17 protein-coding genes are annotated in these 20,776 nt (G+C 65.5%); all 17 read left to right on the top strand.

Going from position 1 to position 20,776, the window contains the following annotated elements; all coding sequences use genetic code 11:
- Positions 1 to 50 precede the first annotated feature (50 nt).
- Positions 51 to 635, top strand: coding sequence for a TetR/AcrR family transcriptional regulator (locus F0Q04_RS06600; RefSeq protein WP_182344998.1), 585 nt, complete (start codon positions 51 to 53; stop codon positions 633 to 635).
- A 90-nt stretch (positions 636 to 725) separates the two neighbouring features.
- A complete protein-coding gene (locus F0Q04_RS06605; RefSeq protein WP_116924524.1) occupies positions 726 to 1,217 on the top strand; it encodes a hypothetical protein in 492 nt (163 codons plus the stop codon).
- 100 nt (positions 1,218 to 1,317) lie between these two features.
- The gene (locus F0Q04_RS06610) at positions 1,318 to 1,548 is read left to right on the top strand and encodes a hypothetical protein (protein WP_182344999.1); all 231 of its coding nucleotides are present in this window, start codon (positions 1,318 to 1,320) and stop codon (positions 1,546 to 1,548) included.
- Positions 1,549 to 1,946: 398 nt separating this feature from the next.
- Entirely contained in the window at positions 1,947 to 2,156 is a 210-nt protein-coding gene (locus tag F0Q04_RS06615) for a DUF4287 domain-containing protein (RefSeq protein ID WP_116924526.1), read from the top strand.
- A 438-nt stretch (positions 2,157 to 2,594) separates the two neighbouring features.
- Positions 2,595 to 3,005: a GNAT family N-acetyltransferase gene (locus F0Q04_RS06620; RefSeq protein WP_182345000.1), complete on the top strand. Its 411-nt coding sequence runs from the start codon at positions 2,595 to 2,597 to the stop codon at positions 3,003 to 3,005.
- A 315-nt stretch (positions 3,006 to 3,320) separates the two neighbouring features.
- Positions 3,321 to 6,194, top strand: a complete 2,874-nt coding sequence (locus F0Q04_RS06625; protein ID WP_182345001.1) for an Hsp70 family protein — start codon at positions 3,321 to 3,323, stop codon at positions 6,192 to 6,194.
- Positions 6,195 to 6,251: 57 nt separating this feature from the next.
- Positions 6,252 to 6,719 carry a GNAT family N-acetyltransferase gene (locus F0Q04_RS06630; RefSeq protein ID WP_116924529.1) on the top strand — a complete coding sequence of 156 codons (468 nt, stop codon included), beginning with the start codon at positions 6,252 to 6,254 and terminating at the stop codon, positions 6,717 to 6,719.
- A 142-nt stretch (positions 6,720 to 6,861) separates the two neighbouring features.
- Positions 6,862 to 7,899: a tripartite tricarboxylate transporter substrate binding protein gene (locus tag F0Q04_RS06635; protein ID WP_182345002.1), complete on the top strand. Its 1,038-nt coding sequence runs from the start codon at positions 6,862 to 6,864 to the stop codon at positions 7,897 to 7,899.
- Positions 7,892 to 8,986 carry a P1 family peptidase gene (locus F0Q04_RS06640; protein ID WP_232539529.1) on the top strand — a complete coding sequence of 365 codons (1,095 nt, stop codon included), beginning with the start codon at positions 7,892 to 7,894 and terminating at the stop codon, positions 8,984 to 8,986. Before F0Q04_RS06635 ends, F0Q04_RS06640 begins: the two co-directional genes overlap by 8 nt.
- Positions 8,987 to 8,990: 4 nt before the next feature.
- On the top strand, positions 8,991 to 9,809 hold the full coding sequence (locus F0Q04_RS06645; RefSeq protein WP_116924531.1) for a M55 family metallopeptidase: 819 nt from the start codon (positions 8,991 to 8,993) through the stop codon (positions 9,807 to 9,809).
- Positions 9,810 to 9,887: 78 nt separating this feature from the next.
- Positions 9,888 to 11,204, top strand: coding sequence for a nitrate regulatory protein (locus F0Q04_RS06650; protein WP_182345003.1), 1,317 nt, complete (start codon positions 9,888 to 9,890; stop codon positions 11,202 to 11,204).
- A 309-nt stretch (positions 11,205 to 11,513) separates the two neighbouring features.
- Entirely contained in the window at positions 11,514 to 12,809 is a 1,296-nt protein-coding gene (locus tag F0Q04_RS06655; protein WP_182345004.1) for a CmpA/NrtA family ABC transporter substrate-binding protein, read from the top strand.
- Positions 12,810 to 12,906: 97 nt separating this feature from the next.
- Positions 12,907 to 13,788, top strand: a complete 882-nt coding sequence (gene ntrB / locus F0Q04_RS06660; RefSeq protein ID WP_182345565.1) for a nitrate ABC transporter permease — start codon at positions 12,907 to 12,909, stop codon at positions 13,786 to 13,788.
- The gene (locus F0Q04_RS06665) at positions 13,785 to 14,618 is read left to right on the top strand and encodes an ABC transporter ATP-binding protein (RefSeq protein WP_116924534.1); all 834 of its coding nucleotides are present in this window, start codon (positions 13,785 to 13,787) and stop codon (positions 14,616 to 14,618) included. The genes ntrB and F0Q04_RS06665 overlap by 4 nt, the downstream gene beginning before the upstream one ends.
- Positions 14,619 to 14,913: 295 nt before the next feature.
- Positions 14,914 to 17,424, top strand: a complete 2,511-nt coding sequence (nirB, locus tag F0Q04_RS06670) for a nitrite reductase large subunit NirB (protein WP_116924535.1) — start codon at positions 14,914 to 14,916, stop codon at positions 17,422 to 17,424.
- A gap of 23 nt (positions 17,425 to 17,447) precedes the next feature.
- Positions 17,448 to 17,876, top strand: a complete 429-nt coding sequence (gene nirD, locus F0Q04_RS06675; RefSeq protein WP_182345005.1) for a nitrite reductase small subunit NirD — start codon at positions 17,448 to 17,450, stop codon at positions 17,874 to 17,876.
- Positions 17,877 to 17,902: 26 nt separating this feature from the next.
- Complete coding sequence (locus F0Q04_RS06680; RefSeq protein ID WP_182345006.1) at positions 17,903 to 20,764, top strand: nitrate reductase; 2,862 nt, start codon at positions 17,903 to 17,905, stop codon at positions 20,762 to 20,764.
- The last annotated feature ends 12 nt before the right edge of the window (positions 20,765 to 20,776 follow it).

Consider the following 20,776-nt stretch of genomic DNA (forward strand, 5'->3'; position numbering starts at 1 on the left):
CGATCAACTAGTAGAATGGCTCATCTTTGAAAGCGCTAGCTGCCCACCCGATGACTGTTGAACTCTCCCCCCGCGCCACGGAATTGGCAGAACATGCCCGCCAATTGCTGGCCGCTGGCGGCTACAACGGCTTCAGCTATGCGGATCTCTCTGAAAAGGTAGGGATAGGAAAGGCCAGCATCCACCACCACTTCCCCAGCAAGGCGGATCTTGTGTTGACGGTGGTTCAACGGCATCGGCAGCAATCTGTGGAGGGCTTGGCAGCGATGCAGCAGCATTTGGGCGATGACCCGCAAGCCCAATTGAACGCTTATGTCGATTACTGGGCGCGCTGCATACGCGACGGTTCATCGACGATGTGCATCTGCGCGATGCTGGCCGCAGAAGCGCCGATGATCCCGGCTGAAATTGCGGCGGAAGTGCGCGGCTATTTCCAGGATCTGACGCAGTGGCTGGCAGCGGTGATCTCGCAAGGCCAGGCTAAAGCGCAGTTCAAGCCAGAAGCGAATGCGCCGGTAGAAGCGCTCGCCTTGATGTCCACCGTGCATGGCGCGATGCTGACGGCCCGCGCCTTGGGGGATCCCGATGCTTTCCAGACGATCGTGCGCGTGGCGATACATCGGCTGGCAGCTTGAAGAATGGCCCGGTCACCCAGGGTGTCGGGCCCTCTATTTTTTGCCCATGTAACCAATCAACTAGTCGGTTGTTTTTAGAAAGACCACCCTATGCCTCATCCCATCTCCTCGCTTGGCGCCTTCCATACCGCCATCAGTGTGCTGCCGCTCGCTGCCGGCTTGTACAGCTTTGTCCGCTACCGCGCCATTGAGCCGGCCAAGCGCTCGGGTCAGCTGTACCTGGTCGGCATGCTGCTGTCCGTGCTGACGGCGTTCGGCCTGTCCAGCACCGGAGGATTCAACGCCGGCCATGCCTTGGGCATTCTGGCGCTGTTGGTGATGGGCGGGTCATTGCTCATCCGGCAGCTGCCGCTGTTTCCACGCCTCGCTCCCTACCTGTCGCAGTTCGGCTTTTCTTTCAGCTTCTTTCTGTTGTTGGTCCCTGCCATCGGTGAAACCTTGACGCGTCTGCCGGTCAGCCATCCTCTGGCCTCAGGCCCTGAATCGCCTTTGGTGCGCGGCACGGTGCTCGCTTGGCTGGCGATTTTTGTGGTGGGAGCCGCATGGCAAATGTGGTGGATGCGGTCACAACGCAAGCGCTGAATAGGCAGCGCATTTTTTGTCTTGCTTGTCTTGGGATAGGCAGGCCCTTGTTGGCATTGATTGGCTGCTCCTGCTCTCGCACCAGCCCGGCGCGCTGTGTGTGGCCGAGATCACATCGCGCCTGTTGGGCCGGCCGATCATCGCTGGCGCGCCTGTGCCTGCAGCGGCGCCTGACCCCTTTATCGCCCAGGTACATGGCGAGTTTGCGCTGTTGCGCCCGGGGTATGCGGCTGCTTTGACGGCTACGGCGCGCCAGGTGCTGGTGCGCGAGGCGTGGACGACGGAGCGCTTTTTGGCGGAGGCGCTGAGCGCACTGGCGGTGGCCGCTTGAGGGGGATGATGCGGGATGGGCGGGCGGCTGCGTTGCCCGTCTGGCTTGCCAATGGCTGGCTGGAGATTGGGAACGGTGCCTTGCTGTCGGTGCCGGGTCGAACTCCTGCTTCATGGTTCCTGGTGCACATCACAAGGATGCAACACCCGATGATGCGCGGGCCCTCGCGCAACCGTTTTCAGCGCATTCCCCACGGACTGTGCACATGGTGAAAATTTAAGCGGAAAGGGTGGCCGAATAGACGCTCAGCGTGTCTACGGCCAGCCAGGAGCGGCTCTTCGCCCCTGCGGCAGAAACTGGCCAAACTTCGTTATCTAGGCAGGGGCCCGCAACTCAGTCAGAATGCCGAACTAGGCATTGCACGGGGACACTATCCTCACCCTTCAAAGGAGCACTCCATGGCCGAGACATCCAAGGTAAAAGGACCTGCCTCGTACTTTCCTTCCATCGAAAAGACCTACGCCAAGCCAATAACGCATTGGATGGAGATTCTTCAGAATGCGGGTCCGTTGAAGCACATGGAGCTGGTCAATTGCCTCAAGACCCAGCACCAGATCGGTCATGGGCACGCGAACGCCCTGGTTGCAGCGTTCCTCATGAAGAAGTAGCACGACTAGAAACCTGCCCCAGGCTGCATCTGGGCCACAAACGGACACTTCCACCACACATGCATCGCGCCACTGCTTATGCCGCACTCGCTACCGAGCTTGAGCCTATGGACCCAGCCATATGCGGATGGAGCAGCTCCAAGAGGCGTTAATTGTGCCAATAGGGGAATGAGGCCAAGCGTTGTGGGCACGGCTGCATCCGGCCAGTTGCTGCCGTTCAATCATTTGTTTACTTCCACAGTAACGAGCTCCTACTAGGAAGGCGTCATGGTTATGTCGCAGTAAGCCACGACTGGTCGGATGATGTGATGAAATCCTGCGCACAGCCCACGCCAGAAACCCTCAAGCCAGTGATCAAACGCAAGCGTTTTCCGCTGGAGATCATGCTCATCTGCGTGCGTTGATATTTGGCCTAGCCACTCAGCTTGCATTCAAGATATGAATGATTCTTTTGATTTTCGTGTCTCAACAAATAAAGACGTCACTGCTGAAGAGTATGCGCAAATCGCTCGCTCTGTTGGTTGGGGAAGCGAAGAGGACAGCAAATTGTTCGTTGTCTCCAATGCTGCATACCCCTTGGTTGTTCATGCTCGTGAAACTTCAGGACTGCTCATCGGATATTTGTCTGCTTTCAGCGACGGAGCTTTTAGCACCATGCTCGGTGAATTGATCGTACACAACCAGTTTCAGGGTCATGGAGTTGGGCGGGCGATGCTTGAAGTAGTCGAAAAGCAATGGCCGGGCGTGCCAATTTATATCAAAGCCCTGGGTGAGGCGAAGCACTTTTTTAAAGCTTGTGGCTACAAAGTTCCGCTGGCTGAAATGACTATTCTTTTCAAGCGTCCTTAAATCAATGCCATTTCCACAATCCTATTTCGGGCTAAGTCGAATTCCAGCTACGGAATAGGCTGAGCGGCAGCATCGGATCGTTCAGAGACCGTCAGAAGCAACCCATAGGGCTACGTGGATTGAGCCACCACGCCATCAGCCTTCACAGCACCGATCTCCGCCTCTCCCTGTGCTGCTACCGTGGCGGCACATCCCGATCGCCGCCCATCCCCTGGGCCAGGGTTCTGCAGAGGCCCCCCAGGTCTTTGCAAGAATTGTTACGATTCGCCTACCCGGCAGGCCTTTGCCGGGTGTTGCCGTCTCGCTTGGCCGTTTATGAATTCCTCGTCTCCCTCCTATGTCATTGGTATCGATCTGGGCACCAGCCACACGGTGGTGGCCTATGCACCACTGACGGGGACGGGCGAGGAGATTGCGCTGCTGACCCTTCCCCAGCGCAGCAGCGCAGGCGAGATACAGGCCCAAACGCTATTGCCCTCGGTGCGCTACCAAGCGGCAGAAGGCGAGCTGGGTGATGCCTGGCAGCAGCCCTGGCCCCCGCAAGGCGCGAGCGATGCAGCGCCGGCGGTGGTGGGCCGCTGGGCCCGGGATTTGGGCACGGCGGTGCCCAACCGCCTGGTGGCGAGCGCCAAAAGCTGGCTGTCGCACACGGGGGTGGACCGCAGCGCGGCCATCCTGCCCTGGGGCGCGGGTGACGAGGTCGCCAAGATATCGCCGCTAGCGGCATCGGCCTCCTACCTGGCCCATGTCAAGGCGGCCTGGGAGCAGGCGCATCCAGAGGCGCCGCTGGACGCGCAGATCGTGGTGCTGACGGTGCCGGCCTCGTTTGACGAGGGCGCGCGTGCGCTGACCCTGGAGGCCGCCCAGCTGGCGGGCCTGCCCCAGGTGCATTTGCTCGAAGAGCCCAAGGCCGCTTTCCACGACTGGCTGGTGCTGCAGGGGGAGCAGCTGGCCGCACGGCTGGCGGACAGCCGGTTGGTGCTGGTGGTCGATGTGGGTGGAGGCACGACCGACCTGACCTTGATCCAGGTCGAGTCCGCTGCCGATGGCGGCCTGCCCAGCCTGACGCGCACTGCCGTGGGCGAGCACCTGATGCTGGGCGGCGACAACATGGACCTGGCCCTGGCGCATCAGCTCGAACCCCAGTTTGCACCCGAGGGCCAGCGCCTGCCCGCTGCCCGTTTTGCGCAGCTGGTGCATCGCTGCCGCATCGCCAAGGAGCAGTTGCTGGCCGCCGATGCGCCCGAGCAGGTGGCGGTGACCCTGCTGGGCGGCGGCAGCCGGCTGCTGGCGCAAAGCAAGACCGCCCACCTGAGCCGCGCCCAGGTGCAGCAATGGGTGGTTGAAGGATTTTTGCCGCTGGCCGAACGCAGCGCGGTGCCCGGCAAACGCCAGGGCGCCTTGCGCGGCTTTGGCCTGCCCTATCCGGCCGATGCGGCCATCACCCGGCACCTCGCGCAGTTCTTGGCGCAGCATGCGAGCAGTGGCGCGGCGCAGGCGCTGCCCGATACCGTGCTGCTCAATGGCGGCGTGTTCCATGCGCATGCGGTGGTGGAGCGGCTGACGCAGCAGTTGTCAGCCTGGCGCGGCGCGCCGGTGCGCGTGCTGCACAACCCGCACCCGGATTGGGCCGTGGCCCGGGGCGCGGCCGCCTATGGCCTGACCCGTTTTGCGCCCGAGCCTGAGCCAGCTGTAGCAATGCCCGCAACTGACGATGCAGCAGCGCCGCCTGCGGCCAGCCTGCGCAGCCGTTTGCCGCAGATTGGTGGCGGATCGGCCCGCAGCTACTGGCTGCTGCTGCCCGGTGCCCAAGGCGCAGCGCCCCAGGGTCTGTGCCTGCTGCCACGCGGCACGCAGGAAGGCGTGCGAATCGTTCTGTCGGGCCGGCGCTTTGCGCTCAAGCTGGGCCAGGCGGTGCGCTTTGACCTGCTGGCCAACAGCCTGCCCAGCCTGCCGGCCCAGGCCGGGCAGCTGGCAGCGTTGCAGGGGGAGGGTTGGGTAGAGCTGCCACCGCTCGCCACCGTGCTGCCCGCGCCCGAAGGCCAGAACAAGAGCCAGATCGAGGTGCAGCTGCAAGCCAGCATGACCGAAGTCGGCACCTTGGAGGTGCGCTGCCTGGCCGTCGATGACCCCCGCCAATCCTGGCTGCTGCCACTCAGCCTGCGCGGCGCCGTGCAGGCAGCGGATGACAGCGCAGCCACCAATGACAGTGCCGACGATGCACGGGCCAGCGCGCGCCGGGAGCAGGCGATTGCGCAGATCGACCGCATTTTTGGCAACCAGGCGCAGGCGGTGGACGCCAAGGAAGTACGCCAGCTGCGCCTGGTGCTGGAGCGGCTCTTGGGCCCGCGCACGAGCTGGGACCTGGCCCTGCTGCGGGCCATGTTTGATGCGCTGCTGGCGCGTGCCAAGCGCCGCCGCCGCACACCCGAGCATGAGCGCGCCTGGCTGAACCTGGCCGGCTGGTGCCTGCGCCCGGGCCTGGGCGCGCAGCTCGATGCCTGGCGCGTGGAGCAGGTCTGGGCGCTGTACCCGCAAGGCCTGGGCCATGGCAAGGAGCCGGGCAACTGGACGGAATGGTGGGTGTTCTGGCGCCGCGTTGCTGCCGGGCTGAATGAAGCGCAGCAGATGGAGCTGCTCGAAGATGTGGCCGGCCACATGCAAAAGGCCGTGCAGCAAACCGCCCGCAAGCGCGCCGATGGCAGTGGCGGCAAGAGTAGCCATGGCAGCTATGACGACATGCTGCGCCTGTTTGCCGCGATGGAGGCTGTCCCCTGGCAGTACCGCCAGGAGATGGGCCAGTGGATGCTGCAGCGCTTGAAGCGCGAGGGCGAAACCGTGCAGACCTGGTGGGCCATTGGCCGCCTGGCCGCCCGCCAGCCAATGGCCGCCAATGCGCACTTGGTGATGCCGCCTGCCGCAGCCCAGGAATTTGTGCAGGCCACGCTGGCCCAGGACTGGCGCCGCAACGAGACCGCCATGTTTGCTGCGCTGCAGATGGCGCGCATGACCGGCGACCGCGCCCGCGATCTGCCCGATGCGCTGCGCTCGGACGTGCTGGACAAGATGCGCAGTAGCGGCGCGCCCGAGCGCTGGATCACGATGGTGAGCCAGGTGGTGGAGATGGATGCCGAAGACCAGCAGCGCAGCCTGGGCGACAGCCTGCCGCCGGGGTTGGTGCTGCTGTAGGCCTAGCCGGGAAAGCGCTTAGGATGCAGCATCGCCTCCCATTTCTGAGCCTTTGTGATGTCCCATCCTTCTTCCCCCTTGGTCATTCGTCCGCTGGCCCTGTCTGACCTGACGGCGCTGCTGCAGCTCTACACCCATCTTCATCCGCAGGATGAGGCGCTGCCAGCGCAGGACCAAGTGCAGGCCATTTGGCAAGGCTTGCTGGAAGACCCACGCAACCACTATTTGGGTGGTTTTGTCGATGCACAGCTGGTCAGCAGCTGCCTGCTCGTCGTGATTCCCAACCTCACGCGCGGCTGCCGCCCTTATGGGCTGATCGAGAATGTGGTCACCGATGGCGGCCATCGCCAACGCGGCTACGGCAAGGCCTTGCTGCATGCGGCGCTGGACCGGGCCTGGGCCCAGCACTGCTACAAGGTGATGCTGATGACCGGCAGCAAGGAAGAGGCGACCCTGCGCTTTTATGCCAATGCCGGTTTTGACGGCAGCAGCAAGCAGGCCTTTGTCGCCAGGCCGCCGCAGTAGGGCGGGCGCGGCTGGCCTTCGCCATCCGAGCAGGATGGGCTCTTGGTTGGCGATAGCCAGGGCCCAGTGCGCAGCGGGCCGGCTGCGCAATGCAACAATGTCGCCATTTACCGACAAAGCCAATCCAAGGAGTGCCCCGGCCATGCAACAACAAAACCCCCATCACCACAAAGCGCAGGGCGCATGGCGTGCCGGCACCGCAGGCAAACGGCGTGTGCTGCTGGCGGCAACGGCTGCGCTGGCATGGGCAGCGGTGGGCGCTCCCCAGGCCTGGGCACAGGCCAGCACCGCCAACTGGCCGAGCAAGCCCATCACCTTTGTGGTGCCCCAGGCGCCCGGCGGTGCCAATGATGTGATTGCCCGCGCGATTGCGCAGGGCCTGGGCCAGTCGCTGGGGCAGCCGGTGATTGTGGAGAACCGGGCAGGGGCCAATGGCAATGTGGGCACCAGCCAGGTGGCGCGCAGCGCGGCCGATGGCTACACCTTTTTGGTGACCGCGCAAAGCGCCTACACGATCAACCCGGCGCTCTACAGCTCGGTGCCGTTTGACCCGATCAAGGATTTCACGCCGGTGATGCAGCTGGCAGTCGCCCCGTATTTGCTGGTGGTGAACCCGAATTTTCCGGCCAAGAACCTGGACGAACTGGTGGCCTATGCCAAGCAGCACCCCGGCAAGGTCGAGTACGCATCGGCCGGCAATGGCACCTTGAACCATTTGCTGGGCGAGATGCTGAAAAAGCAAAAGGGTGTGGACCTGCTGCATGTGCCCTACAAGGGCGCCTCGGCCGCTGCCACCGATGTGGTGGCCGGCCAGCTGCCGATGACCTTTGGCAGCTTTCCCGGCGTGATGCCCTTTGTCAGCAGCGGCAAGCTGCGGGTGCTGGGCGTGGCCTCGGACAAGCCCACGCAGCTCGCGCCCGAGATCGTGCCACTGGGCAAGGGCCTGGCTGTTACCAGCTGGTATGGGCTGTTTGCGCCGGCCGGCACGCCCGAGACCGTCGTCGTGCGCCTGCATGCCGCCATCACCAAGGTGCTGGCCACGCCGGTGATGACCGAGCGCCTGAAGACCTTGGGCGCCGAATCGGTGGTGTCCACGCCGCAGAGCTTCAAGGCCAGCCTGCCGGCCGAGCTGGCCTACTGGAAGCAGGTGGTGCAGGACTCGGGAGCGCACATTGACTGAACCCCAAGACTCGGCGCCGCTGGCCGCCTGCCAGCAACTGCCCGTGGTCGGCCTGCTGCCTGCGGGCCCGCGCAATGCGATCACCGATGTGGCGGGCCTGCGCCTGGGGCACTGCACGGTGGCCGATGGCGATCTGCAGACAGGGGTAACCGTGCTGATACCGCCGCTGGACAACCCCTTTATGCACAAATTGCCAGCGGGCCTGGCCGTTATCAATGGCTTTGGCAAAAGCGCCGGCCTGGTGCAACTGGCCGAGCTGGGCCAGATTGAAACGCCGATTGCGCTGACCAACACCTTTGGCGTCTCGGCCGTGGTGCAGGCGCAGATTGCGCAGTGCATTGCCGCCAACCCCGAATGCGGCCGCAGCCTGCCGACGGTGAATGCGCTGGTGCTGGAATGCAATGACGGTTACCTGAGCGATATCCAGCGCATGGCAGTGGGGCCGGAACACTACCAGGCGGCGCTGGACAGAGCCTCACCCGAAGTAGTGCAGGGCGCGGTGGGCGCGGGCCGGGGCATGTCGAGCTTTCGGCTCAAGGGCGGCATCGGCAGCGCATCGCGCCTGGTCACACTGGGCGAGCAGCGCTATACCGTGGGCGCGCTGGTGCTGGCCAATATGGGCAAGCTGGCCGATCTGCGCTGGGGCGGCCAGGCGGTGGGCGCGGCGCTGGAGCGGCGTCTGCAGGCCAAGCTGGCGGCGGGCATACCAGCTGGCAGCGCAGCGGGCGATGGCGTCGACAAAGGCAGCATCATCATGCTGCTGGCCACCGATGCGCCGCTGGACAGCCGCCAGCTCAGCCGCGTGGCGCGGCGTGCCGCTGCCGGCCTGGCCAATACGGGATCCTGCTACGGCCACGGCAGCGGCGATATTGCGCTGGCGTTCTCGACCGCCTACACCGTGCCGGCCGATGCGGCCGCGCCGATGCCGGCGCTGGCGATGCTGCATGAGGCGCAGCTCGACCCGCTGTTCCGCGCGGCGGCGGATGCGGTGGAGCAATCGATTTTGAATGCGCTGTGGCATGCGCAGAGCGTGCAAGGGCGTGACGGCCACCAGCGTTGGGGTCTGCAAGAACTGTGCAAGGACTGAGGCGATGAAAGTACTGATTTCTGTCGATATCGAAGGCGTGGCCGGTGTCTACCACCCCGAGCAGGTGCGAGCGGGCAACCCCGAGTATGAGCGCGCGCGCCGCCTGATGGCCCAGGAGGCCAATGCCGCCGTCGAAGGCGCTTTTGCCGCTGGCGCGCTCGAGGTCTATGTCAATGACTCGCATGGCGGCTTTCGCAATATGCCGCCCGATCTGCTCGATGCGCGCGCCCAGGTCATCCAGGGCAAACCGCGCTACCTGAGCATGGTCGCTGGCGTGGAGCTGGGGGTGGAAGCGGTCTGCATGGTCGGCTACCACTCACGCGCGCAGGGCCGGGGCATTCTGGCCCACACGATCAACAGCTTTGCGTTTGCCAGCATCCATATCAATGGGCAGGAGGCCAGCGAGGCCAGCCTTTACGGCGCCTTGGCAGGCGCCTATGGCGCGCCGGTGGTGATGCTGGCTGGCGATGATGTGCTGCGCGAGGAGAACCAGGCGATCTTCCCGCAGGCGGTGTTTGTACAGACCAAGCGCGCCACCGGCCAGGGCAGCGGCATCAGCCTCTCGCCTGAGCAGGCGCAAAAAGCCATCCGCGCCGGGGTGGAGCAGGGCCTGGCCGGGCGCGGGCGCTGCCAGCCACTGCACACCGCCAGCCCGGTGCAGGTGCAGATTGTCGCCACCTCGCCCGGCATGGCCGATCTGTTCTGCCAGTGGCCGACGCTGGAGCGGGTCGATGGCCGCACGGTACGTTTTAGCGCGCCGGACATCGAATCGGCGGTGCGCATGACCAATTGCCTCTCGGCCATGTCCAGCATGCTGCGCTGAGCGGCGCTGGGGCAGGCCCCCGGCTGGCATGGCATGAAACCTGCTGGGTAGAGCGCTCAACATCGGTGGTGCGCGTTTATGAAGTCTTCCCTGCATTTTCTGGTCGCTGCTCGCCAGCATGAGATGGCCGCGCTGGAGCAGCTGGGTAAGGCCTGCTCGCTGGTGGTAGCGATGTCCTCGCTGGTGCATGCGCTGCAAAAGGAGCGCGGGCTGTCGAACATGGTGCTGGCCAGCGGCGGCGCGCAGGGCGCCGAGCTGCTGGCGCCCCAGCGCCTGCTGGCGGATGCGCAGATCGCCCACGTGCGCGATGAGCTCGATCGCCTGGGCCCACACCCCTCCGGCGGCAGCGGCGCGCGGCTGTGCAATGCGATTGCCTATACCTTGCAAGGCGTGGCGGCGCTGCCTGCGCTGCGCGCCCAGGTGCAGGCCGGGCGGCTCACGCCCTCCGCCTGTACCGACGCCTTTGCGCGCCTGATTGCCGGCTGTCTGTCCGTCGTGTTTGAGGCGGCCGACAGCGCCAATGAGCCCGAGATATCGCGCATGCTGGTGGCCCTGTTTCACCTGATGCAGGGCAAGGAGCTGGCCGGGCAGGAGCGCGCCTGCGGCACCAGCGCCTTTGCCTCAGGCCAGCTGCAGCCCAGTGCCCGGGCGCAGTGGCTGCATTTGATCGAGTCGCAGGAGCGCTGTTTTGAGGTGTTTGCCAGCCTGGCCACGCCGCGCGTGCTGGTGCTGTGGCAGGCCCATATGGCGGGCGACACCGACATGGCGGCGGTGGAGCGCATGCGCCGCGTGGCCCATACCGCGAGCGGATCGAGCCTGAGCCGCAGCTGGAGCGCCGACTGGTTTGCCGCCTGCAGCCACCGGCTCGATGCCTTGCATGGGGTGGAGACCTTGGTCGCGCAGGAGCTGCAGGTGCTGTGCCTGCACAAGCTGCAGGCGCAGGAACAAGCGCTGGCGGCCTTGCAGGCGTTGCCACCGGGCGCTGAACCTGCCCAAGAGGGCGCAGAGGGCGCTGAGGGCAGCGAAGCCGGCATGGCCTTTTTTGAGGCCTCGGCACCGCCCGATACCTGGTCGCTCGATGCCGTGGGCGCGCCGGCGCTGGGGCGCGATATCCTGTCGCTGGTGCAGCAGCAATCGCAGCGGCTGCAGACCATGCAGAGCCAGATCCAGGAGGCGCGCACTGCGCTGCACGAGCGCAAGACCCTGGAGCGCGCCAAGGGTCTGCTGATGGCCCAGCACCAGCTCAGCGAGAGCGATGCCTACCAGCTGCTGCGCCAGACGGCGATGAACCAGAACAAGCGCATGCTGGAGGTGGCCGAGGCCGTGCTGGCGATGGCGGCCTTGGTGCCCCAAGCCCCTGCAGCGCCCGCAGGCCCTGCTGCAGCTGAGCGCTAGCAGCTTTCCGCCCGCGCACCAAAGCATGGCAGCCGTTGGCCCGCAGGCTGCTGCAATGCACCATTGCAGGGATCCGGGCCGGTGTGCAGCGCCGGCCCAGGTTGGCTCTTCAGAGGGAAGCACTGCAATTTTTGAATTGGCATGGAATATGCATTGATCTTCCCAACCAGGCCAAAGGCGGCCTGTTTCCGGTAATCGCGAGTTATTTCGGGACAACGGCGTCCCTTTCCTGATGGTGCAAGCCCTCAGCGAAAGGACGCCGTTTTTTGTTTTTGGAATCTGCAACGCCTTCGATGGAGTTTGACAAGAATGACGATACGCCCCACCCCTGACACCGCCCCGGCGGCAGAGGCTTCGCCCGCTTCTTCGCCGCTGGCCGGCCGCCGTCAGTTCTTGCGCCATGGCGCCCAGGCAGCGGCAGCCACCTTTGTCTACAGCGCGCTGGGCCACCAGGGCGTCTGGGCCGCCGGCTCGGATGCGCCGGAGAAAAAAGAGGTCAATATCGGCTTTATCCCGCTGACCGACTGCGCCAGCGTGGTGATGGCCTCGGTGCTGGGCCTGGACCAGAAGTACGGCGTCAAGATCACGCCGACCAAGGAAGCGAGCTGGGCCGGCGTGCGCGACAAGCTGGTCAATGGCGACCTGGACTTTGCCCATGTGCTCTATGGCCTGGTCTATGGCGTGCAGCTGGGCGTGGGCAGCCCGCAAAAGGACATGGCGGTGCTGATGACGCTCAACCGCAATGGCCAGGCGATCACCCTGTCCAAGAAGCTGGCCGACAAGGGCGCCGTCGATGCGGCGTCACTGGCCAAGCTGATGGGCGCGGAAAAGCGCGAATACACCTTTGCGCAGACCTTTCCGACCGGCACCCATGCGATGTGGCTGTACTACTGGCTGGCGAGCGCGGGCATCCACCCGCTCAAGGATGCGAAAGTGATCACCGTGCCGCCGCCGCAGATGGTGGCCAATATGCGCGTGGGCAATATGGATGGCTTTTGCGTGGGCGAGCCCTGGGGTCACCGCGCGATCATGGATGGCATCGGCATCACGGCCATCACCACCCAGGACATCTGGCGCGACCACCCGGAAAAGGTGCTGGGCTGCACGCAGGACTTTGTCAGCCGCCACCCCAACACCGCGCGCGCGGTGACCATGGCGATTCTGGAGGCGGGCCGCTGGATCGATGCCAGCTTGCAGAACAAGCAGAAGATGGCCGAGACCATTGCCGGCAAGGCCTATGTGAACACCAGCGTCGATGCCATCAACCAGCGCATTCTGGGCCGCTACCAAAATGGCCTGGGCAAGACCTGGGACGACCCCAACCACATGAAGTTTTTTGCCGAGGGCGAGGCCAGCTACCCCTACCTGTCCGATGGCATGTGGTTCCTCACCCAGCACAAGCGCTGGGGTTTGCTCAAGAGCCACCCCGACTACCTGGCTGTGGCCAAGAAGATCAACCAGACCGCCCTGTACAAGGAAGCGGCTGCGCAGCTGAAGATCGCCGTGCCCAAGTCGGACATGCGCAGCAGCCCGCTGATCGACGGCAAGGTCTGGGATGGCTCGGACCCCGCCAAGTACGCCGACAGCTTTGCCATCAAGGCCTGACAAGGAGAGCCCCATGCCCGCTGCATTGCGAGAGAGTGTTTCGCCCCTGCCCACGCCGGCCCCGGCCGAGCGCAAAGTGTTGTCCATCCATGAGCACATGGCGCGGAGTTTGCCGGTGGTAGCGGGCAGCCAGCCTGCTGCTGCCACGCCTGCCGTGCCTGCCGCCGCCAAGCGCGATATGGCTGCCCTTTGGCAGCAGCGCTTTGGCGCGCTGGTGCAAAGCCTGCTGCCGCCGGTGCTGGGCTTTGGCCTGCTGCTGGTGCTGTGGTCCATCGTCGCCCAGGGCAACCCCGGCATTCCGGGCCCGCAGGAGACCTGGGCCCAGGCGCAGGAGATCTTCCGCGATCCCTTCTACCGCAACGGCCCCAATGACCAGGGCGTGGGCTGGAATGTGCTGGCCTCGCTGCAGCGGGTGAGCATCGGCTTTGGGCTGGCGGCACTGGTCGGCATTCCGCTGGGCTTTGTCATTGGCCGCTTTGACTTTCTCTCGCGCATGTTCAACCCGGTGATCAGCCTGCTGCGCCCGGTGTCGCCGCTGGCCTGGCTGCCCATTGGCCTGCTGGTGTTCAAGGGCGCGAACCCGGCGGCAATCTGGACCATCTTTATCTGCTCGATCTGGCCGATGGTGATCAACACGGCGGTGGGCGTGCAGCGCGTGCCGCAGGACTATATGAATGTGGCGCGGGTGCTGAACCTGAGCGAATGGAAGATTGCCACGACCATCCTCTTCCCCGCCGTGCTGCCCTATATGCTGACGGGCGTGCGCCTGGCAGTCGGCACCGCCTGGCTGGTGATCGTCGCTGCTGAGATGCTGACCGGTGGCGTGGGCATTGGCTTCTGGGTCTGGGACGAGTGGAACAACCTCAATGTCAAGAACATCATCATTGCGATCTTTGTCATCGGCCTGGTCGGCCTGCTGCTGGAATGGGCGCTGATCCGCCTGGCCTCGGCATTCACTTTTGAGGAGGTCAAGGCATGACGCCCAATACGCCCAACATTCCCGCGACGCCCCAGGGCAAGTACATCGAGATCCAGCAGGTGGCGCAAAGCTTCAAGACCGCCAAGGGCCTGTTCCAGGCGCTGCAGGGCATCAACCTGGAGATTGCCCAGGGCGAGTTTGTCAGCCTGATCGGCCACTCGGGCTGCGGCAAATCGACCTTGCTGAACCTGATTGCCGGCCTCACCAGCCCCAGCGAAGGCACCTTGCTCTGCGCCAACCGCGAGATCAAGGGGCCGGGGCCGCAACGTGCCGTGGTGTTCCAGAACCATTCGCTGCTGCCCTGGCTCACCTGCTGGGCCAATGTACACCTGGCGGTGGAGCGGGTGTTTGGCGGGCGTGAGCGCAAGGCCCAGTTGGCTGCGCGTACCGATGCCGCGCTGGCACTGGTGGGCCTCACCCATGCAGCGCACAAGCGCCCCGGCGAGATATCGGGCGGCATGAAGCAGCGCGTGGGCATTGCCCGGGCGCTGTCGATGGAGCCGCAGGTGCTCTTGATGGACGAGCCCTTTGGCGCCCTCGATGCCTTGACCCGCGCCAAGCTGCAGGACGAGCTGCTGGAGATCGTTGCGCGCACGCGCAGCACCGTGGTGATGGTGACCCATGATGTGGACGAAGCCGTGCTGCTGTCCGACAAGATCGTGATGATGACCAATGGTCCTGCTGCGACGATTGGCGAGGTGCTGCCGGTGCCCTTGGCCCGCCCGCGCAACCGGGTCGCCTTGGCCGAGGATGCGCAGTACCAGGCCTGCCGCAAGGCGGTGATCGACTTTCTCTACACCCGCCAGGCCCATGTGGAGAAGGTGGCCTGATAAAGCCTACTTAGCTAGCAACAGGCGCTCTATATGGAGCGCCTTTTTTGTGCACGCAAATGAGGCGAGGCGGCGCCTGAGCCGCACAAAAAATGTGCAGCGCTGAGTTCGGCTGCTGGGCGCTCCCCGCATGTCAACTTGGTATGGAACTTGCATAGTCCTTGGCGTGGCCATGGCGGCCACCGGGTGGCGGTGCACAGTGGCGCTGCCGTCCAAAGACAAAGACGTCTATGCGCGCATGCCTGGCATGCGGCGCCTAGACGTCTTTTTTTTTGTGCTGCCCACGGGAAACGCTATGAAAAAAATCAAGTTGGTCATGGTTGGCAACGGTATGGCGGGTGTGCGTGCGCTCGAAGAGCTGCTGGCGCTGGCGCCGGATCTGTACGAGATAACGGTATTTGGCGCAGAGCCCCACCCCAACTACAACCGCATCCTGCTGTCGCCAGTGCTGGCGGGCGAGCAGACCCTGGATGACATCGTGCTCAACGACTGGCGCTGGTACGAGACGCATGGCGTGCGCCTGCATGCCGGCTGCACGGTGCATGCGGTGGACCGCGCCCGCCGCGTGGTGCATGCCCGCAATGCCGATGGTGAGGCGGTGACGGCCGACTACGACCGGCTGATTCTGGCGACCGGCTCCAACCCCTTCATGCTGCCCATTGCCGGCAAGGAGCTGCAGGGCGTGCTGGCCTACCGCGATATTGCCGATACCCAGGCGATGATCGATGCGGCCCAGCACTGGCGCCATGCAGTGGTCATTGGCGGCGGCCTGCTCGGGCTGGAAGCGGCCAACGGCCTGATGAAGCGCGGCATGCAGGTGGCGGTGGTGCATGCCGGTGAGTGGCTGATGGAGCGCCAGCTCGATGATCAGGCTGGGCAGCTGCTGAAGAAATCGCTGATCGAGCGGGGCATGCAGTTTTTCATGCAGGCGCAGACGCAGGAGCTGCTGGGCAATGCCGAAGGCCGGGTGCGCGCGCTGCGCTTTGCCGATGGCCGCGAGATCGACGCCGATCTGGTGGTGATGGCCGTCGGCATCCGCCCCAACACGGCGCTGGCCGAGGCCATGCACCTGCATGTGAACCGGGGCATTGTCGTCAGCGACACCATGCAGACCATCACCGACCCGCGCATCTATGCGGTGGGCGAGTGCGCGGCGCACCGGGGCATTGCCTACGGGCTGGTGGCGCCTTTGTTTGAGCAGGGCAAGGTGCTGGCCAACCACCTGGCCGAGATGGGCATTGGCCGCTACCAGGGCTCGCTCACCTCCACCAAGCTCAAGGTCACCGGCATTGACCTGTTCTCGGCCGGGGATTTTCAGGGCGGGGAGGGCACCGAGCAGATCGTGCTGAGCGACCCCTACTCAGGCGTCTATAAAAAGCTGGTGATCAAGGAAGACCGGCTGGTGGGCGCGTGCCTCTATGGCGACACGGTCGATGGCAGCTGGTACTTCAAGCTGCTGCGCGAAGGCCGCAGCGTGGCCGATATCCGCGACAAGCTGATGTTTGGCGAATCCAACCTGGGCGATGCCGGCCACCAGGGCCAGAACAAGGCCGTCGCACTGGCCGATGGCGACGAGGTCTGCGGCTGCAATGGCGTGAGCAAGGGTGCCATCTGCAAGGCCATCAAGGACAAGGGCCTGTTCACCCTGGACGAGGTGCGCAAGCACACCAAGGCCAGTGCCAGCTGCGGCTCCTGCACCGGCCTCGTAGAGCAGATCATCATGTTCACCGTCGGTGGCGACTATTCGGCATCGCCCAAGACCAAACCGATGTGCAGCTGCACGGAGCACGGCCACCAGGCGGTGCGCGATGCGATCCGCGAGCACCGGCTGCTGACGACTGACAGCGTCTTTCGCTTTATGGAATGGAAGACGCCCAATGGCTGCGCCAGCTGCCGCCCGGCCATCAACTACTACCTGATCAGCACCTGGCCCAAGGAGGCGCGCGATGATCCGCAAAGCCGCTTTATCAATGAGCGCAGCCACGCCAATATCCAAAAGGACGGCACCTACAGCGTGATCCCGCGCATGTGGGGGGGCGAGACCACGGCCGCCGAGCTGCGCCGCATTGCCGATGTGGTGGACAAGTACCAGATCCCCACCGTGAAGGTGACCGGCGGCCAGCGCATTGACCTGCTGGGCGTGAAAAAGGAAGACCTGCAAGGGGTGTGGAACGACATAGGCATGCCCTGCGGCCATGCCTATGCCAAGGCGCTGCGCACCGTCAAGACCTGTGTGGGCAGCGAGTGGTGCCGCATGGGCACGCAGGACAGCACGCAGATGGGCAAGGACCTCGAACGCGCGATGTGGCGCATGTATGCGCCGCACAAGGTGAAGTTTGCCGTCAGCGGCTGCCCGCGCAACTGCGCCGAATCGGGCATCAAGGATGTCGGCATCATCGGCGTGGATTCGGGCTGGGAGATGTACATCGCGGGGAACGGCGGCATCAAGACCGAGGTGGCGCACTTTCTCACCAAGCTCAAGACCGCCGAGGAGGTGCTGGAGTACACCGGCGCCTTCATGCAGCTGTACCGGCTGGAGGGCTGGTACCTGGAGCGCACGGTGCACTACGTGAGCCGCGTGGGGCTCGACCATGTCAAGCGCCGCATCCTGGACGATGCCGCTGGCCGCCAGGCGCTGTGGGCCCAGCTGCAGCAGGCGCTGGAAGGCGAGCCCGACCCCTGGTTCGAGACCGACAAGGCGGCTGTGGATCTGCGCCAGTTCCAGCCGCTGCCGGTGCTGCCCCCACTGCAGGCTACGCCTGCGCTGCCAGCCCTTTCCTCACCCCTCACCACCGCCGGCGCATGATGCTGCGCCACCAGGAGACCGACATGAATGAATGGATCACCATCTGCGCCATCGATGAGATTCCGGTGCTGGGCGCCCGCCGCGTCGCCCGCGCCCAGGGCCTGGATGTGGCGGTATTCCGCACCGCCAGCGGCGAGGTGTTTGCGCTGCTCGACCGCTGCCCGCACAAAGGCGGGCCCTTGTCGCAAGGCCTGATGTTTGGCAGCAGCGTGGCCTGCCCCTTGCACAACTGGACGATTGCACTGGCCACCGGCGAGGCCGCTGCCCCCGATGAGGGCTGTACCCCGCGCTTTGCGGTACGGCTGGAGGGCAGCGCGGTACAGCTGCGCGCCGATGAGCTGGCCGGGCATGCGCTGGCGCAGACCCGGCCTGTAGCAGGGCCGGTGGGCCTGGGGCGCTGCGGTTCTGCCGCCTCCAGTTGCAGCCCGTCGCCATCCTCCGTGGCCGCTTAAGGCTGCCCCACCGGACGGAGCCGCCCATGCAAGAGACCCGATCGACCTGTCCCTATTGCGGCGTGGGCTGCGGCGTGATCATCACGTCCGACGGCCAGCAGATCACCGCCGTGCGCGGCGACCCGGCGCACCCTGCCAACCTGGGCAAGCTCTGCACCAAGGGCAGCAGCCTGCACCTGACGGCAGCGCCCGCGCTGGCGCGGCAAAGCCGCTTGCTGCAGCCGATGCAGCGCCTGCAGCGCGGCGCCGCACCCGAGGCCCGCAGCTGGGACACGGCGCTGGACAGCCTGGCTGCCCAGCTGCTGCAGATCCGCGCCGACCATGGCCCCGATGCGCTGGGCTTTTACCTGAGCGGCCAGTTGCTGACCGAGGACTACTATGTGTTCAACAAGCTGGTCAAAGGCTTGCTGGGCACCAACAACCTGGACACCAACTCGCGCCTGTGCATGAGCAGTGCGGTGGCCGGCTACAAGGCCACCCTGGGCGCGGATGCGCCACCGGCCTGCTACGAAGACATCGACCTGGCCGGCTGCCTGTTCATCAGCGGCAGCAATATGGCCTGGGCGCACCCGATCCTGTTCCGGCGCGTGGAAGAGGCCAAGGCGCGCCATCCCGAGCGCAAGATCATCGTTGTTGACCCGCGCCGCACCGAGACCGCCGAGCTGGCCGATCTGCACCTGGCCTTGCAGCCGGGCACCGATGTGATGCTCTGCCACGGCCTCTTGCACATCATGCTGGCCCAGGGCTGGGCCGATGCGGCCTTTGTCGATGCGCACACCAGCGGCTTTGCGCAGCTGCATGCGATCGTGCGCGAAGCGACGCCGGAACGCGTGGCCCAGGTCTGCGGCCTGGCGCTGGCAGATCTCTACCTGGCCGCCCAATGGTTGGCCTGGGGCGGGGCCGATGCGCCGGGCAGCAATAGCGAGCGCCAGCCCACGCTCAGCCTGTACTGCCAGGGGCTCAACCAAAGCAGCAGCGGCACGGCCAACAATGCGGCGCTGATCAACCTGCACCTGGCCACCGGCCAGATCGGCAAGCCCGGCGCCGGCCCCTTGTCCTTGACCGGCCAGCCCAATGCGATGGGCGGGCGCGAGGTGGGCGGCCTGTCCAACCTGCTCAGCGCCCACCGCGACATGGCCAACCCGCAGCACCGGGCCGAGGTGGCCCAGCACTGGGGCGTGGATGCGGTGCCGGCGCTGCCAGGCAAATCGGCGCTGGAAATGTTCGAGGCCGCAGCCGATGGCCAGATCAAGGCCTTGTGGATTGCCTGCACCAACCCGGCGCAAAGCCTGCCCGAGCAGGCCATGGTGCGCCGTGCGCTGGAGCGGGCCGAGCTGGTGGTGGTGCAGGAGGCCTTTGCCCAGACCGAGACGACGGCCTACGCCGACTGGCTGCTGCCCGCCACCACCTGGGGCGAGAAACTGGGCACGGTCACCAACAGCGATCGCCGCATATCGCGGGTGCGCGCTGCGGTGGCCGCGCCCGGCCAGGCGCGCCATGACTGGCAGATTGGCGTGCAGCTTGCCCAGCGGCTCGAGCGCCATCTGCGCCCTGGCCGCCCCAGCCTGTTTGCCTATGACACCGAGCAGGCCGAGCGCGGCTGCGAAGCCATCTGGATGGAGCACCGCGACAGCACGCGCGGGCGCGACCTGGACATCACGGGCCTGAGCTGGGCGCTGCTGGAAGCGCAAGGCCCGCAGCAGTGGCCGCTGCCCAGCGGCGCGGCCCAAGGGCGCCAGCGCCTCTACAGCGATGGCCGGTTTGCCACCGGCGATGGCCGCGCGCGCTTTGATGCCCAGCCCTGGAAGCCGGTGGCGGTGCCGCGCGATGCGCAGTTCCCCTTCAGCCTCAACACGAGCCGGCTGCGTGACCAGTGGCATGGCATGAGCCGCACCGGTCAGCTCGGCCGCCTGTTTGCTCAGGCCAGCGAGCCCAGCGTGCAGGCCCACCCGCAGGACATGTGCCGGCTGCAGCTGCATGACGGCGACCTGGTGCAGCTGCACAGCCGCTACGGCAGCCTGGTGGTGCCGGTGCAAGCCGATGCCGGCCTGCAGCCCGCGCAGCTGAATCTGCCGATGCACTGGGGCAGCATGCACCTGAGCGGCAGCACGGTGGACGGCCAGCGCCTGGCAGGGGTGAATGCACTGACCACACCCGAGCGCTGCCCGCGCTCCAAGCAGCCCGAGTTGAAGCATGTGGCGGTGCAGCTGGAAAAAGCCGAGCTGCCCTGGCAGTGCCTGGGCATGGCCTGGCTCGATGACCGCCAGGTGCTGGCCACGCGCCAGGCGCTGGCGGCCTTGATGGGCGAGTTTGACTTTGCCAGCAGCGTGCTGTTTGGCCGGGCCGTGCCGCTCGATGGCGCTGCCGGTCAGGGGCGCAATGGCGTGCAGTTCCGCGCTGCTGCGCGCCAGGCGCCGCCGGCGGCCTTGCTGGCGCGTTTGCAGCAGCTGCTGCAGCTCGATGGCCCGCAGACCCTGCGCTATGCTGATGCGCAGCGCCAGTGCAGCCGCGCCATCGCCATGGGCGAGCAGGCGGGCGAGCCGGTGCTGCAGGCCTTTTTGCTCTGCGGCGATGCCAGTGCCGGCCAGTGGCTGGCGCCGGTGCTGCGCGATGAGCAACCCACGCGCAGCTTTGGCCGCCTGCTGTTGGCCTCGGGCAGCCAGGCGCCAGCTGCTTTGCCGACCCGTGCGCGCCAGGTCTGCGCCTGCATGAATGTGGACGAGGCCGCCATTGGCGAGGCCCTGGCCACGATGGATGGCGCGCCGGAGCAGCGCCTGCTGCAGCTCAAAAACACGCTGGGCTGCGGCACACGCTGCGGCTCCTGCATTCCCCAACTCAAGCAGCTGGTGCAGCGCGTGGCCCCAGCCGCATTGGCGCCTTCTGTTTGATGCTCTTGAAAG

It is taken from the genome of Comamonas koreensis (assembly GCF_014076495.1).
In the GTDB taxonomy this organism is placed as follows: Bacteria; Pseudomonadota; Gammaproteobacteria; order Burkholderiales; family Burkholderiaceae_C; genus Comamonas; species Comamonas squillarum.

Bases quoted from the DNA above. Each gene is read 5' to 3' on its own strand.
- F0Q04_RS06600 (WP_182344998.1), top strand. From the start codon at position 51: ATGACTGTTGAACTCTCCCCCCGCGCCACGGAATTGGCAGAACATGCC.
- F0Q04_RS06605 (WP_116924524.1), top strand. From the start codon at position 726: ATGCCTCATCCCATCTCCTCGCTTGGCGCCTTCCATACCGCCATCAGT.
- F0Q04_RS06615 (WP_116924526.1), top strand. From the start codon at position 1,947: ATGGCCGAGACATCCAAGGTAAAAGGACCTGCCTCGTACTTTCCTTCC.
- F0Q04_RS06620 (WP_182345000.1), top strand. From the start codon at position 2,595: ATGAATGATTCTTTTGATTTTCGTGTCTCAACAAATAAAGACGTCACT.
- F0Q04_RS06625 (WP_182345001.1), top strand. From the start codon at position 3,321: ATGAATTCCTCGTCTCCCTCCTATGTCATTGGTATCGATCTGGGCACC.
- F0Q04_RS06630 (WP_116924529.1), top strand. From the start codon at position 6,252: ATGTCCCATCCTTCTTCCCCCTTGGTCATTCGTCCGCTGGCCCTGTCT.
- F0Q04_RS06635 (WP_182345002.1), top strand. From the start codon at position 6,862: ATGCAACAACAAAACCCCCATCACCACAAAGCGCAGGGCGCATGGCGT.
- F0Q04_RS06645 (WP_116924531.1), top strand. From the start codon at position 8,991: ATGAAAGTACTGATTTCTGTCGATATCGAAGGCGTGGCCGGTGTCTAC.
- F0Q04_RS06650 (WP_182345003.1), top strand. From the start codon at position 9,888: ATGAAGTCTTCCCTGCATTTTCTGGTCGCTGCTCGCCAGCATGAGATG.
- F0Q04_RS06655 (WP_182345004.1), top strand. From the start codon at position 11,514: ATGACGATACGCCCCACCCCTGACACCGCCCCGGCGGCAGAGGCTTCG.
- ntrB (WP_182345565.1), top strand. From the start codon at position 12,907: ATGGCGCGGAGTTTGCCGGTGGTAGCGGGCAGCCAGCCTGCTGCTGCC.
- F0Q04_RS06665 (WP_116924534.1), top strand. From the start codon at position 13,785: ATGACGCCCAATACGCCCAACATTCCCGCGACGCCCCAGGGCAAGTAC.
- nirB (WP_116924535.1), top strand. From the start codon at position 14,914: ATGAAAAAAATCAAGTTGGTCATGGTTGGCAACGGTATGGCGGGTGTG.
- nirD (WP_182345005.1), top strand. From the start codon at position 17,448: ATGAATGAATGGATCACCATCTGCGCCATCGATGAGATTCCGGTGCTG.
- F0Q04_RS06680 (WP_182345006.1), top strand. From the start codon at position 17,903: ATGCAAGAGACCCGATCGACCTGTCCCTATTGCGGCGTGGGCTGCGGC.